The sequence below is a fragment of the Microvirga tunisiensis genome, from assembly GCF_009296175.1.
In the GTDB taxonomy this organism is placed as follows: domain Bacteria; phylum Pseudomonadota; class Alphaproteobacteria; order Rhizobiales; family Beijerinckiaceae; genus Microvirga; species Microvirga tunisiensis.
Window position 1 is genome coordinate 13767 of record NZ_VOSK01000006.1, and the last position, 14538, is coordinate 28304.

14 protein-coding genes are annotated in these 14538 nt (G+C 63.4%); 3 read left to right on the top strand and 11 right to left on the bottom strand.

Annotated features, from left to right (window positions below; translation table 11 throughout):
- Positions 1-4: 4 nt before the first annotated feature.
- The 9 genes from FS320_RS03780 to FS320_RS47585 all read right to left on the bottom strand — a co-directional run bounded on the left by FS320_RS03780 (position 5) and on the right by FS320_RS47585 (position 8645).
- Positions 5-1390 (bottom strand): enolase, encoded by a 1386-nt coding sequence (locus FS320_RS03780; protein WP_152709426.1) that lies wholly within the window; start codon positions 1388-1390, stop codon positions 5-7.
- 5 nt (positions 1391-1395) lie between these two features.
- A complete protein-coding gene (locus FS320_RS03785; protein WP_152709429.1) occupies positions 1396-2220 on the bottom strand; it encodes an ABC transporter ATP-binding protein in 825 nt (274 codons plus the stop codon).
- Between the two features lie 17 nt (positions 2221-2237).
- A complete protein-coding gene (locus FS320_RS03790; RefSeq protein ID WP_152709431.1) occupies positions 2238-3248 on the bottom strand; it encodes an ABC transporter substrate-binding protein in 1011 nt (336 codons plus the stop codon).
- 40 nt (positions 3249-3288) lie between these two features.
- The gene (locus FS320_RS03795; protein WP_152709433.1) at positions 3289-4095 is read right to left on the bottom strand and encodes an ABC transporter permease; all 807 of its coding nucleotides are present in this window, start codon (positions 4093-4095) and stop codon (positions 3289-3291) included.
- Between the two features lie 121 nt (positions 4096-4216).
- Positions 4217-4858 carry a TetR/AcrR family transcriptional regulator gene (locus FS320_RS03800; RefSeq protein WP_152709435.1) on the bottom strand — a complete coding sequence of 214 codons (642 nt, stop codon included), beginning with the start codon at positions 4856-4858 and terminating at the stop codon, positions 4217-4219.
- A gap of 279 nt (positions 4859-5137) precedes the next feature.
- Positions 5138-6595 (bottom strand): FAD-binding oxidoreductase, encoded by a 1458-nt coding sequence (locus tag FS320_RS03805; protein ID WP_152709437.1) that lies wholly within the window; start codon positions 6593-6595, stop codon positions 5138-5140.
- Between the two features lie 63 nt (positions 6596-6658).
- Positions 6659-7597 (bottom strand): dihydrodipicolinate synthase family protein, encoded by a 939-nt coding sequence (locus FS320_RS03810; protein ID WP_152709439.1) that lies wholly within the window; start codon positions 7595-7597, stop codon positions 6659-6661.
- Between the two features lie 80 nt (positions 7598-7677).
- Positions 7678-8034 (bottom strand): Bug family tripartite tricarboxylate transporter substrate binding protein, encoded by a 357-nt coding sequence (locus FS320_RS47580; RefSeq protein WP_244626957.1) that lies wholly within the window; start codon positions 8032-8034, stop codon positions 7678-7680.
- Positions 8031-8645, bottom strand: a complete 615-nt coding sequence (locus FS320_RS47585) for a Bug family tripartite tricarboxylate transporter substrate binding protein (protein ID WP_244626958.1) — start codon at positions 8643-8645, stop codon at positions 8031-8033. The genes FS320_RS47580 and FS320_RS47585 overlap by 4 nt, the downstream gene beginning before the upstream one ends.
- 351 nt (positions 8646-8996) lie before the next feature.
- Between FS320_RS47585 and FS320_RS03820 the strand changes: the two genes are divergently transcribed.
- The 3 genes from FS320_RS03820 (at position 8997) to FS320_RS03830 (ending at position 12779) form a co-directional block, all read left to right on the top strand.
- Positions 8997-9785: a FadR/GntR family transcriptional regulator gene (locus FS320_RS03820; RefSeq protein ID WP_162002788.1), complete on the top strand. Its 789-nt coding sequence runs from the start codon at positions 8997-8999 to the stop codon at positions 9783-9785.
- A gap of 122 nt (positions 9786-9907) precedes the next feature.
- A complete protein-coding gene (araD, locus tag FS320_RS03825; RefSeq protein ID WP_152709443.1) occupies positions 9908-11629 on the top strand; it encodes an L-arabinonate dehydratase in 1722 nt (573 codons plus the stop codon).
- Positions 11630-11690: 61 nt separating this feature from the next.
- Positions 11691-12779, top strand: coding sequence for an aldose epimerase family protein (locus tag FS320_RS03830; RefSeq protein WP_244626959.1), 1089 nt, complete (start codon positions 11691-11693; stop codon positions 12777-12779).
- Here FS320_RS03830 and FS320_RS03835 read toward each other — a convergent pair.
- Together FS320_RS03835 and FS320_RS03840 are read right to left on the bottom strand one after the other, a co-directional pair.
- Positions 12742-13536 (bottom strand): SDR family NAD(P)-dependent oxidoreductase, encoded by a 795-nt coding sequence (locus tag FS320_RS03835; RefSeq protein ID WP_152709445.1) that lies wholly within the window; start codon positions 13534-13536, stop codon positions 12742-12744. The genes FS320_RS03830 and FS320_RS03835 overlap by 38 nt on opposite strands.
- On the bottom strand, positions 13529-14449 hold the full coding sequence (locus FS320_RS03840; RefSeq protein WP_152709447.1) for an EamA family transporter: 921 nt from the start codon (positions 14447-14449) through the stop codon (positions 13529-13531). Before FS320_RS03840 ends, FS320_RS03835 begins: the two co-directional genes overlap by 8 nt.
- Between the last annotated feature and the right edge of the window lie 89 nt (positions 14450-14538).

Here is a 14538-nt window from a genome sequence, read left to right on the forward strand (position 1 = left end):
CCTATCAAAGATGGTGTTGTGTGAGCGGAACGAGGCTGCTCCAATCAGGCTCGGCGCCGCTGGCGAAACCTGGAGCAGACAGGAGAGACGTGGTCGGGAGCGACCCGCGTTCGAAAGCAAGGCCGATGCGGCCACCCTGCTTCCGGTAGAGATCGGGATGCGCGGCCGCAAAGCGCGCCGCCTCCGCATCCGGTGCGGGGCCGAAGCCCTCGACGTAATGGTGGCCGTTGCGCTCGGCATGGGCCATGCCGAGCGTAGCGACGAGCGCCGTGTCCTGCTGAATCCCAAGCCCGGCCTGGCACGTGAGATCCTCGGCGGAGACGAAGAACCGGCCCGTCCGCGGCTCATTCAGAATCGAGACGCGGACGGCATTCAGGACAGACTTGTAGAACCCCTTGCAGGCCTTCGAGGATACGCCGCGATAGCCGAGCTCGACCGCACGCGGGAAGGCGTCGTAATCGCCATCCGCCTCGTCGATGATGAGCGGGATCTCGCCGGCGAGATCGCCCAGGGGCTCAGCGAAGGTCTCTGCCCTGTCGAACGGCTGCTCAATGTAGAGCAGGTGCTCCCGGAAGGCGCGCAAGCCGCCGCCGCTCATTGCCTGGAGAAGAATCCGCAGGCGTTGCGGATCGTACTGCTCGTTGGCGTCGAGGGTGGCGCGATAGTCCGGAACATGTCGCGACAGGAGATCGTGGATGGCCTGCAGGCGCGCGATGTCCGCATCGACGTCGCCGCCGATCTTGATCTTGAAGAGCCTCAAGTTGGCCAGCCGAATCTCGTCTTCGAGCCCGCCGGCTCCATCGAGCGAATCCAGCAATCCGATCGTGTGCCGCAGCAGGACCGCGCCGACCGGCTGAACGTCCGCCAGGAAGGACTGGATGCGCTCGGCGCCGAGATCCGGCGTCTGTCGCGCATCGATGCCGAAGACATTGCGCCGCAATCCTTCAGGGAAATTGAGCTTCAGCGCCTTGAGGGCAGCATCGGCGACAGCCTTGTCGACGAGCGCGGGTCCGAACGAGGCGACGAGCCCCGGCAACCCCTGGTCGGCGGCCCACATCTTCTGGGCCGCGAAGCCGCGCCCATGATGGCCGAAGGCCGTGTCCCAGTCCTGCGCCTCGGCATAGTTGCGGGCGGCCTCGCCGAGGCTCGCCTTCAGGTCGGCGATCGTATCCTGCGGTGACTTGGCCGGGTTCTTGTCGAACCATTTCGGCATCATCATCTCGGCGGTGACGCCGGTCGCCAGGCCGGCGCCTTCCACCTCGACGACAACCCGAACGAAGGCCTGCGGCGCCTCGTCGACGGTCACGAGACCGAATCGGAATGGGCGCGCAAAGCGCATGGAACGCTCGAAGGTCTGGATCTCGCGAATGCGGAGCCGGGGAGCTGACATGATCGTTAGTCCAGCTGGCCGCGGGCGTAGAAATGGCCGCGGATTCTCTGCGTGAGATCGACGAAGGTCGGGTGCCCCATGATCTCCAGGTTGCGCGGTCGGGGCAGCGTGACATCGTAGATGGCGGCAATCGAACCCGGCCGCTCCGACATGACGACCACGCGGTCCGCGAGGAACACCGCCTCGGGAATCGAATGGGTGATCAGCATAATCGTCTTGCCCGTCTCGTGGTGGATGCGCTGCAGTTCCAGGTTCATGCGCTCGCGCGTCATGGCATCGAGCGCGCCGAAGGGCTCGTCCATGAGGACGATCTTCGGATCGTGCACCAGCGCCCGGCAGATGGCGGCGCGCTGCTGCATGCCGCCGGAGAGCTGCCAGGGATACTTGGCCTGGAAATCCTCGAGCCCCGCCATGGACAGGAGCTTGCGGGCCCGGGCGAGATGGGTCTCCCGGTCGAGCTTGCGCACCTCGACCGGCATCATCACGTTGCGCAGCACCGAACGCCACGGCAGGAGCACCGGATTCTGGAAGACGATGCCCACATCATCCGGCGGCTCCTGTACGGTGACGCCGCCGATCTGCACCTCGCCTTCGGTCGGCGGTATGAGGCCGGCCACGAGTTTCAGGAGTGTGGACTTGCCGCACCCGGACGGCCCGACGACGGCGACGAATTCACCGTCGGCAACGTCGAGATCGATCGGCCGCAGAGAGGGAACGTCCCCGCTCCGGGTGCGATAGGTTTTAGCCAGGTTGCGGATCTGGATCAGCTGGCGAGGCGCGGACGCCTCGCTCTTGGCCTCGCTCTTGGGGACGACACGGAGATGTGCCATGGCGTGCGCCTGTCTGCTCACTGGGAGGGCGCCTTCGGCAGGAAGTCACGGGTGTAGAAGGCCTTCGGATCGTTCTTCGCCGCCGGGTCGAGTCCGCCGTACTCGATGAGGAGATTCACCGTCTCGGCCATGTTGGCATCCGAGACATTGAACGGACGCTGACCCTTCGTCTCTTCCGTGCGGTAGAGCGGGATCGTCAGCTCGAAGCCTTCCTGCAGCGTATCGGGCTTGCCGGCCTTCGGCAGCGCCTTCAGAACCGCCTGGGTGGCCTCGGCAGGAGCCTTCTCGGCGCCTTCGATCGCCTTGGTGGTCGCGCTCATGAAGCGGCGGACGAGATCGGCCTTCTCCTTCAGCGTGTCCTTGTGCGCGATGATGCCGGACGAGACGAGGTTGACGCCGTAATCCGCGAACATGACCGGCGTGACGTTCTTGCCCGTCGCGTCCTTGATCTTCATGCTCTGGTCCATGACGTAGCCGAGGAGCACGTCGGCCTGACCGTTGATGACCGCATTGAGCTTCGTCTGCGCGTCGCCGGACACGATGCGCATCTCGCTTTCTTTGAGACCCGCCTTCTTGAGGAAGAGCGGCCAGATCTGCGACATGGAATCGCCCGGCGTGGTCGCGACCGTCTTGCCGCGCAAATCTTCAGCCTTGCGAATGTTCTTGTCGGAGAAGCCCATGACCGACATGGGGTTCTTCTGCAGCAGCACGCCCGGCGACGTGACGGGAGCACCCTTCACCGCGGCACGGATCATGGTGGGAACGTCGGCATAGGCGAAGTCGACGGTCTTGGCCGCCACGGCCTGCACCGTCACGGCCGAGCCGCGGCCCTCCTGAATTTCGAGATCGATGCCCTCGGCTGCGTAAAGACCTTTTTCCTTGCCGTAGAAGAAGGGTGCATGCTCGCCATAGACGTACCAGTTGAGCATCAGCACGACCTTGTCCGCCGCCTGGACCGGCAGCGACACGAAGGGCATGAGAGCCGTGGCGGCAAAGAGGGTAGCTTTCAGGAACGTACGTTTCTTCATGGACTTCCTCCGATGATTTTATGGGCTCCGCCCTTATGGGTCAGGCGGTTGCTGCGAAATCGTGCCGCTGGCTGGCGTGCCAGGGCACCGTGAAACGCTCGAGCAGGTCGATGAGCCAGAAGAGAATGACGCTGATCATCGCCAGGATCACGAGAGCCGCGAACATGGTCGGCAGTTCGAAATTGCCGATGGATCGCTGCAGCACGAATCCGATACCGGAATTGGCTCCGACGAATTCTCCGACGACGGCACCGACGACAGCCAGCGTCACCGAGACTTTCAGGCCTGCGAAGATGGCCGGCAGCGCATGCGGCAGGCTGACCATGTAGAATGATTGCAGGCGGGATGCCTTCATCGAGCGCACCAAGTCGTGCATCTCGGGATCGAGGGACTTGAAGCCCTGAACGCCGGCGACGACGACGGGGAAGAAGCCGAGCAGGAAGGCCGAGATCACCTTGGGTGCCATGCCGAAGCCGAACCAGACCACGAAGAGCGGCGCCACCGCGACCTTGGGGATCGACTGCGAGAAGACGAGCAGCGGATAGACGTAGGACTCGACCGTCCGCGATCCGGCGATCAGCATCGCAATCGGGATGCCAAACAGGGCGGAAAGGATAAACCCGCCGAGCGTCGCCGTGGTGGTGGGAACAGCCTCCCTGAGCAGCATGCCGCCTTCATTCCAGAAGGCCACTGCCACGTCCTTCGGAGGAGGCACCAGATAAGGCGGGATCGCAAAGATCCGCACTGCGAGATCCCAGAGCACGACGGTCAGGATGAGAAGCCCGAACGGCTTGATCCAAGCGGAATTCAGCAGGTTTTGACTGGTGCGCGCGAGCTTCGACGTCATGAAGCGTCTTCCTCAAGAGCGTTTCCAAATAAGGGTTTCATGGCGGCTTCGGCCGCTCTATGTAACTATCTGGTTAATTAGATGCCCGGTTGTCCGACATGTCAAGCGCTGTTTGGAAAATTCAGGCGCGCACGCCCGCCAGGACGAAATCGACCACGTGGTCGATGCGCTCCTTCATGGCCGGCTCGGATAGGAGCTCGCGTCCGAAGGCCACGGACAGAGTGTAGACGTTCGACAGATAGAAGTAGCAGAGCCCGGCAATCGACACGTAAAGCTGGACCGGATCGATGCCCGGACGAATGGCCTTGGATTTCTCGCCGCGCTTCAAGATGACCCCGATCGTCTCGATGACCGGGGAGTTCATGGTGTGCACCTGCGTGGACTTCTTCAGATGCTTGGCGCGGTGCTGGTTCTCGGCATTCAGGAGCATCATGAACTCGGGATATTGGACGAAATAATTCCACGTGAAACGCACGAGTTCCTCGAGCGCCTGCAGGGGAGAAAGCTCCTCCAGGTGCAGTTCCCGCTCCGCGGCACGAATATGGTCGTAGGCCGCTTCGAGCGTTGCGAGAAACAGGGCTTCCTTGCTCCCGTAATAATAGTAGAGCATGCGCTTGTTGGTGCGGGCAGCCTCCGCGATCTGGTCTACGCGCGCCCCGCCATAGCCGTGACCGGCGAATTCAGCCGTCGCCGCATCGAGGATCCGCCTTTTCGTCGCTTCGGCGTCTCGAACGGCTTGCTTGCTGACTGCGGGGGCGTTCATGAAGATCCAGATCCTTGCAGTCCGGCTGTCGCCGGCCTGGCATGCAGGTTCAATGTTGTTACCTCAATCGCAACCAAAACGAAACGGTTGCCGGACAGCGCACTTCTTCAATCTCAGAGTCCAGCGGACTACTGGGCACTCCTTGAGCCCTCATCCTGAGGGCCGCTGATGGCGGTGTCTCGAAGGACGAGGGCGTCTCCAGTGCTCTCTGGATCCTCCTTCGAGACGCCTGCTCCGCAGGCTCCTCAGGATGAGGTGAGATTTTGATGAGCCAGCGCCTCAGGCCTTGCGCGCCACCGGCAAGGCCGGCGGCAAATCACCTTCAAGAGCAACGACCTTTCCAGGATTGAGAATGTTCCGGGGGTCGAGAGCCCTCTTCAGCGTCTTCATGAGATCCAGGGCGACCGGATCCTTGTAGCGCGCCAGCTCGTCGCGTTTGATGAGGCCGACCCCGTGCTCGGCGGAAATCGAGCCATTCATGGCGTGAACGATGTCATGGACGATCCGGTTGAAGCGCTCCCATTGGGCTAAAAAGAGCGATTTTTCCATCTCGATGGGCTGGGTCAGGTTGAAATGAATGTTGCCGTCCCCGAAATGGCCGAAGGCGCACACGCGCACGCCGGGCAACGCCTCCTCGCAGGCCCTGCTCGCCGTCAGGATGAAATCCGCGACATCCGAGACCGGCACCGAAACGTCGTGCTTGATCGATCCACCCTCAAGCCCCTGGACGTCGGAGAGGCTTTCCCTCAGGTGCCAGAGCGCCGCATTCTGAGCCTCGCTTGCGGCAATCGTCGCATCCTCGATCGCGCCGTTCTCGAAGGCGGCTCCCAAGGCCTTCTCCAACTGCTCGCGCAGGTCGAGTTCGGGGTCCGGCGACGAGAATTCGATCAGAGCGTAGGCGGCGTGATCACCGCTCAGCGGTCGAACGGCGCCGGGTGCGTGCTTGAGCACGATTTCCAGGGCGAAGCGCGGCATGAACTCGAAGGCGGTGAGCTCGTCGCCCATGGTCTGGCGCAGCGTTTCGAAAAGTTCGAGCGCCGCATGCGGAGAGGCGCAACCGACGAAGGCCACCACCTGTGTCTTGGGCTGCGGGAAAAGCTTCAGCACCGCCGCCGTGACGATGCCGAGCGTTCCTTCCGAACCGATGAAGAGGTTCTTCAGGTCGTAGCCGGTGTTATCCTTGCGCAGGCTTTTGAGGCCGTTCCAGATCCGGCCGTCCGCGAGGACGACCTCGAGGCCGAGAACGAGATCGCGGGTATTGCCGTAGCGCAGCACGTTCACGCCACCGGCATTGGTCGAGATATTGCCGCCGATCCGGCAGGAGCCTTCGGAGGCGAGCGACAGTGGAAAAATGCAATCCACCTCCTTCGCCGAGTCCTGAACCGTCTTCAGGACGCAACCGGCCTCGGCCGTGATGGTGGCGTTGAAGGCGTTGACCTCGCGGATGCGGTCGAGCCTGGCGAGCGACAGGACGATGCCTCTGTGAGGCACACCACCCCCGACGAGACCCGTATTGCCGCCCTGCGGCACCACGGCGACGTTCGCTGCGGCACATTCCCGAACGACGAAGGCCACCTCGTCCGTGCTGCCGGGACGGACCACGGCCAGGGCCGTGCCGCGATAGAGCTTCCGCTCCTCGACGAGATAGCCTTCCATTTCGGCGGGATCGACGATGACGTGCTTGGCTCCCAGGCGTGCTGAGAGCACGCCCAGGAGATCGGAGTGGGATTCGGGCATAGGGATCACAGACGCCTTACATGCTGCCGGCGCAAAGCCGGCTGACCGACGATGCCGGCCAGATTACGCAGCAGCGGCCTGCTGTCGAGCGGTCATTTCGGCGGCGAGGAGCGCCCTGGCGGCTTCCTTGATCTCCCCGTGGATCGCCGGATCGGCCTCGGTGAGGAGCGGCAGGATCGGCCCCATATCGGCCACGCCCGACAGGGACACCGCCGTGTGCAGCACCCGGATCGCGTTGTGGCGCTCGCGGAGGGCTTCGAGCGGCAGGAAGACTTCGAGCAGGCGCTTGGCCTCTGCCTCGTCGCCGCGCTTCAGCGCATGAAGGAAGGACATGGACAGATGGGGCGCGATGCAGACGCAGCCTGCGGTGAAGCCGGCGAGCTTGAAGTGCACGAGATGCGGCAGCGCCGGAGGCTCGCCGAAGCCGCTGACGATCCGGTCGGCCCCGACCGCATCGATCAGCTCCTGCAGATAGGCATCCTGCGTCAGGTCGGCCCGCGGAACGGCGTACTTGATGCCGAAGACGGCGCCCTGTTCCACAAGCCGTCCCATCGCCTTGGCGGGCACGTACTGGTCGGTCTTGATATAGACGATCAGCGGTACGCCGGAGCGGTCGACGAAATCCTCCAGCCCGCGGACCACGCCGTCGGGCGTCTGCGGCGCGATCATCGGCAGCGCCATGGCGACGGGATAGCGGCGGGACTTCAAGATCGCCGCCTCGTCGACGAGCTTGCCCCAATCGGGTCCGACCGACGGGATCAGCCAGGTGTCGTCGGCGACCGATCCCTCGAGGCTGTCGAGCCATTCGGCAAACTTCGACACCGGCCAGTTGTGAACATTGGCGTTGCCGCCATAGAGCAGCGTCGAGACGCCGCCGGCCTCGAGATGGCGGATCAGCTTCGCATTGGCGTCCCGGTTGACCTCGAAATCGGGCGTCAGGGCAAACGGCGGAACCGCCAGAACGGAGCGGGCGAGTTCAGAGGTTTCGATCTTTGTCAGCATGGATGGTGTCTCGCTGTTGTATGGGCGGTTCCGGAATGGCCGAGCTTCGCCCGGCCCCGTTCTTCAAAAAAATCGGGCTCTCACTGGCCGATCTGGATGCCGACGGTCTTGACGACCTCGGACCATTTCTGCCGCTCGCTCTGAATGTACTCGGCGAACTGCTTCGGAGTCATCGGCGAGGGCGTCGAAGCCATTTCCGCAGCCTTCTTCTGCACTTCGGGCTTTTCGAGGATGGTCTTCACATCGGCCGCGATGGTGTCGACGATGGCTTGCGGCGTACCGGCCGGCGCCCACAGGCCGTTCCATGAGGTCGCGTCGAACCCGGGCAGCGTCTCGGCGACGGCCGGGATCTCCGGCGCTTGCGGGCTGCGCTCGGTGCTGGTCACCGCGAGCGCCCGCACGGTTCCGCCCTGCGCCTGAGGCCAGGCGATGGTCATGTTGTCGAAGGCGAGATCATATGCCCGCCGATGAGCCCGTTGACGATGTCCTGGGAACTGCGGAACGGAACATGGGTCATCTTCGCGCCGGTCTTGAGCTGGAACAGCTCGGCCGCCAGATGCTGCGATGTTCCAGCACCGGACGAGCCGTAGTTCAGCTTGCCGGGATTCTGTTTCGCATATTCGACGAATTCGGCGAAGGTTTTCACCGGGATCTTGGGATTCACCACCAGGAGGTTCGGAAGCTTGGCCAGACCCGTGATCGGGATGAAGTCTTTCTCGGCATCATGGGGGAGGTTCTTGTAGAGAAATGGATTGATGGCGTGCGTGCTCACCGTGCCGACGAGGAGCGTATGCCCGTCGGGCGTGGCCTTGGCGACGGCGGTCGTCCCGATATTGCCGCCTGCTCCCGGACGGTTCTCGATGACGAAGGGCTTGCCATATTTGGCCTGAAGCTGCTCGGCGACGATGCGGGCAAACAGGTCGGTCGTGCCACCGGCGCCGAAGGGCACGACAATCGTGACCTGCTTCTGCGGCCAGGCCGGGCTTTGCGCCTGGACCGCTCCAAGTCCGAGGAGCGAGAGGCCGATCGCCGCGAGCAACTTCTTCATGTGTTCTCTCCCTGATTCCGTTTTGTTGAGCTTCGGCGCTGGAATTGCGGCATATCTTGTATGGCAACATACAAATTTTGACAAGCCGGCACGAGTGGGATCATACTCGTCTTTCCTAGAGCATCTTTCCACCAGGGGATGTGTCTGTAATCGCAATTTCTTTTGACTTGGGAGATGCCAGCAAGTAGTGAGACATACGACAAGTTGGCCTACCCGATCGGGCAAATCACCTGTGAGGCCGGCCGCTGCTCCGGGACCCGGTGCAAGCTTGACGGATCGCTTCCGAGCGATTGGCAGCGGCATCAGACACCTTCATTTTTCAGCGCCTTGCAAGAGACCCTCAACGGCTCCATGAACGAACGCTCTTTCCTCTCCGGCTTGTCTCTCAACACCGTCGCCCGCAAGCGCAATCTCGTGAGCGATCTGGCGGAAGCAATCTCGCGTGAGATCGCTGAAGGACGGTTGCAGGCGGGAGATCGCCTGCCCACCGAGGCGGAACTCGCCTCGGCCGCCGGCGTCAGCCGGACCGTGGTGCGCGAGGCCGTGGCGGCGCTCAAGGCCGCCAAGCTGGTTCAGACCCGCCAGGGCGCCGGCGCCTTCGTGCTGCCGCCCCCGCCCAAATCGGATTTCTTCGCCTCGCTCAGCAACGGCGAGGTCGACGATATCCTGGCCATGCTGGAATTGCGCCTGGCCGTGGAGGTGGAGGCCGCTTCGCTCGCGGCCGTGCGCCGGACCGAGGAAGAGATGGCGGCGCTCGACCGGGCGCTGGAGAACATCACCAAGGGCGAGGATTACGGCATCGCGGCGGATCTCGAATTCCACCGTATCCTGGCGGGTGCGACCAAGAACCCCTATTTCGCACGCTTTCTCGACTTCCTCGGGGAGTTCGCCGTCCCTCGCCGCCCCGGCGCCTCGAACCCGGTGGGAGAGGATCAGCGTCAGCGCGACTATCTCGGCGTCATCGAGCGCGAGCACCGGGCGATCCGGGATGCGATCGCCATGGGCGACTCGAACCTCGCCGCCGCCATGATGCGCGCGCATCTCGCCAACAGCCGCAACCGCTATTCGGCCCGAATTCTGCAGGCTGCCGCCAAGCCGGCTTCTAAGGCCGTCAAAGTCCGGTCCGCCGCGAAAGCCTGAGCCGAAGCAAGCCAGGCAAAAGGAGCGGCTGTACTTGACAGCCAGCCGCAAAACGGCGACGAATTTCTAAATTTGTATGATATATGGCTTTTGCACCGCGAAGCGTGGGGAGTGAAGCAATAATGGCCAAGCGATCGCCTGAACAGTTGAGAAGCCACCGCTGGTTCGGCGTGACGGACCTGCGCTCGTTCGGACATCGGTCCCGCACGCTTCAGATGGGCTATGCCCGTGAAGACTTCATGGGCAAGCCGGTGATCGCGATCATCAACACCTGGAGCGACATCAATCCGTGCCACGCCCATTTTCGCGTTCGCGTCGAGGACGTGAAGCGCGGCGTGTGGCAGGCCGGCGGCTTCCCCATCGAATTGCCCGCGATGTCTCTGTCGGAGAACTTCGTGAAGCCGACCACGATGCTCTACCGCAACCTCCTTGCGCTGGAAGTGGAGGAGCTTCTGCGCTCCCATCCGGTGGATGGCGCCGTGCTCATGGGCGGCTGCGATAAGACGACGCCCGCCACCGTCATGGGCGCGATCAGCATGAATTTGCCGATGATCTTCATGCCGGCAGGACCCATGAACCGCGGGCACCATGCCGGCACGATCCTGGGCTCGGGATCGGATATCTGGAAGTACTGGGCCGAGAAGGAAGCGGGCACCATCACGAACCAGCAATGGAACGACATGGAAGCCGGCATCGCGCGCTCGCCCGGCACCTGCATGACCATGGGGACCGCCTCCACCATGACGGCGATCGTCGAGACGCTCGGCCTGAGCCTTCCGGGCGCGTCCTCCATCCCGGCCGTCGATGCCGCTCATCCGCGCATGGCGAGCCTCACCGGCCGGCGGATCGTCGAGATGGTCTGGGACGATCTCAAACCCAGCGACATTCTCACACGGCGCTCGTTCGAGAACGCGCTGATGGTTCACAACGCGCTCGCCGGCTCGACGAACGCGATGATCCATCTCGTGGCGATGGCGGGCCGCGCGGGCGTCGAGGTCTCGCTGCAGGATTTCGACGACTTCGCCCAGAAGGTGCCGGTGATCGCCAATCTTCGTCCATCCGGCCAATGGCTGATGGAAGATTTCCATATTGCCGGCGGCATTCGCGGCCTTCTCTCTCGCCTCGAGCCGCTGCTCCATCTCGACGAGCGCACCGTGACCGGAACCCTGCGCGACGCGCTCGAAGGCGCCGCCGTCTATAACGACGACGTCATCCGTCCGCTCGACAAGCCGATCGCGGCCTCCGGCGGGACGGCCATCCTGCGCGGCAACCTGGCGCCGAAGGGATGCGTGATCAAGCCGCCCGCGGCGGAGCCGCGGCTGCTGCAGCACACGGGCCCCGCCATCGTCTTCGACACCTATGACGAGATGACGAAGGCCGTGAACGATCTCGATCTCGACGTCACGCCCGACCACATCATGGTGCTGCGCAACGCCGGCCCCATCGGCGGGCCAGGCATGCCGGAATGGGGCATGCTGCCGATTCCGAAAAAGCTCCTGCGGCAGGGTGTGCGCGACATGCTTCGCATCTCCGACGCGCGCATGAGCGGCACCAGCTATGGCGCCTGCATCCTGCACGTCTCTCCGGAAGCTCACATCGGCGGGCCACTGGCGGCCGTGCGCACGGGCGATCTCATCACCGTCGACGTACCGAACCGCTCGATCCATCTCCACGTCAGCGATGAGCAGATCCAGGACCGCCTGCGCACCTGGTCGCCACCGCCGCGCGATTACCCGCGCGGCTACAACAAGCTCTTCGCTCAGCACATCCGCCAGGCGGACGAAGGCTGCGACTTCGACTTCCTGGAAGGGTCCGGCGGCGTGCCGGAGCCCGAAATCCACTGATCCTCCCCACTGCCGACAGCACTGCCATGCCGCAGTGCTGTCGGCATTCTCGTATTTGCTCATGAGCATCCAGAAAACTGCCTTCGGTGCCATCGACGGCCAGCCGGTCGAGGCCTTCGAGATCGAATCCGGCGCTGTCCGCGCGACGATCATCACCTACGCGGCCGCCTTGAACCGGCTGTTCGTTCCGGATGGCGACGGCCGATGGGGGGATATCGTCCCGGGCTACGACGATCCGGTTTCCTACGTCCAGAACCGCGGCTCGGCCGGCGCAATCTGCGGCCGCTACGCCAACCGTATCGCCGATGCGCGCTTCACGCTCGATGGGCAGACCCATTCTCTTTCAGCCAACGAGCCGCCCAACCACATCCACGGCGGCTTTGGCGGCTTCAGCAAGAGAATCTGGACCGGCGAGTCCGACACGGCGAACAAGGCTGTCCGCCTGACCTTGAACCGACCCGACGGCGACGAGGGTTATCCTGGCGCCATCACGGCAACGGTGACCTACAAGCTGACGGACGATCCGGCGCTCGAGATCGTCATGGGGGCCACGACCGATCGGCCGACCGTCGTGAACATGGCCTATCACGGCTATTGGAATCTCGCCGGTCACGGTTCGGGCCATGTGCGCGATCAGCATCTCCTGATCGATGCCGATCATTACACACCGGTCGGACCCGGCAAGATCCCAACCGGCGAATTGGCGCCCGTCGCCGGAACGGCCTTCGACTTCAGATCGTCACGGTCCATCGGCGCGATGATTGACGACATCACCCAGCTTCCGGAAGCCGGCTACGACCACAACTTCTGTCTCAACGACAAGGGACAGCCTCTGCGCCGTGCGGCGCGTGCGGTGGACCCCGTCTCACGCCGAGGATTGGAGATCTGGACCAATCAGCCGGGCGTTCAATTCTACACGGCCAATCATTTCGGCAAGGCCCCGGCCGTTGGCAAAGGCGGCGTTACTTATGAGAAGCATGCCGGCTTCGCGCTCGAGACGCAGAACTTCCCGAATGCGCCGAACATCCCGCACTTCCCCCCCGGCGGTGCTGCGTCCTGGCGAAATCTATCACCACGTGATGCGCATTCCGTTCTTCGTCGCGGATGCCTGATCAGATGCCGGAGGCGAGATAGCCTCCATCCACATTGAGCACGGTGCCTGTCGCGAATCCCGCCGCAGGTGATGCAAGATAGATCGCAGCCCCCACGAGTTCGTCGAGCTGGCCGAACCGGCCCATGGGTGTGCGCAGAAGCGCGTTCTCCTTGCGCTTCGTGTCCATCTTGGACTGGTTCAGCTCGGTCATGAAGAAGCCAGGCGAGATGGCGTTGACGCGAACGCCCCTGTCCGCCCATTCGGCAGCCAGCGTCTTCGTCAGCCCGACAACGCCATGCTTGCTGGCAGCATAGACCGAGGCGAGGGGCCAACCGCAGTGGGCGGCCAGCGACGCGATGGTGATGATCGAGCCCGATCCGTGCTCCAGCATATGGCGGCCGAAACGAGTGCAGGTGAAGAACACGCTGCGCAGGTTCGTCTGCATGAGCTCGTCGTATTCCGCCGGCGTGAACTCCTCGGCCGGCTTGAGGATGGTCATGCCCTGGCACGCGACCAGAATGTCCACGTGACCGAGATCCGCCAAGACCGATGTGACAAGTCCGTCGATCTCCTCCGGTCGCGCGGCATCGACCACGTAACCGCGCGCTGCCGGGTCGGTCTCCTGCAGGCGCTGCGTCGCCTCCCTCACCTTCGCGGGCGTTCTGGCGGCGATCGCCACCCTTGCGCCATTATGCTGGAAGCCATGGGCGATGGCATTGCCGATCCCGCTCGATCCGCCCACAACAAGCGCCGTCTTGCCCTGCAGCGACAGCTGCGATCCGGGGGTCGGTCGTATGCCCTTTGTCTCAACCAATTTTCTCTCCTTTCAGGCGTTCCGTTCGCACGGATGGCTCGGGCCTTCTCACCGTCGAGATCATGCTCTCCGCCCGTCGCTGATGGCTGAGCAGGAACAGAACCGATCCGATGACCACGAGGGCTCCCGCCAGAACATGAAGTTTCGGCTCGTCGCCAAAGATGAACAGCCCCACGGGAAGCGCCCAGACGAGCTTGGTGTATTGCATGGGAGCAACGCTGGAAGCCGGCGCACGCCGTAATGCCTCCAGCAGCAGGAACTGCGCCGTTACCATCACGAGACCGGAGATCGTCACGAGGCCCACATCGCTCCATGCGGGAGCATGGCTCAGGAACACGCCAGGCAGGCTCGCCGTCAGCTGCCCGGCCATCACGGCGGCCACCATGATCGCGCGGTTTTCCTGCGAGCCGATCGTGCGCATGATCAGAATGACGCCGGCACCGACGAAGACATTGAGGAAAGCCGCCAGATGTCCGAGGGACAATGCGACATAGCCGGGCTGCACCATGATCAGAATGCCGGAAAAGCCGACGAGGATCGCAATCCAGCGCGCCAGCCCCGTGCGCTCACCGAGCAGCCACGTCGCCGCAACCGTGACGACAAGCGGTGAGCCGAAGGTGATCGCATAGACATCGGCCAGCGGCAGAAGCGAGAAGGCATAGAATCCCGAAACGGTGCCGATTCCGGCGAGAAAGCCGCGGCCGATCAGCATCTTCGGGTTGCGGATCGCCGAGATCCTGTACGCCTTCTCGCGCCAGATGACGATGCACACCACGAGGCAGGCCACGCTCGCCTGCATCGCGATGATCTGGAAGATGGGATAGCGGGTGGAGAGGAGCTTCACCAGGGTGTCGCTGGTCGCAAAAAGCCCGTTTGCGGCAATTGCAAAGAGAACACCTGTCAATCGGCTCACGGGCGTATCCCACCTGGCTTATGAAGCTGCGGTCTCATCTTATTTGCCTGTCATCATACATCCTTTTGCCGGAGTCGGAATGCCCGCAG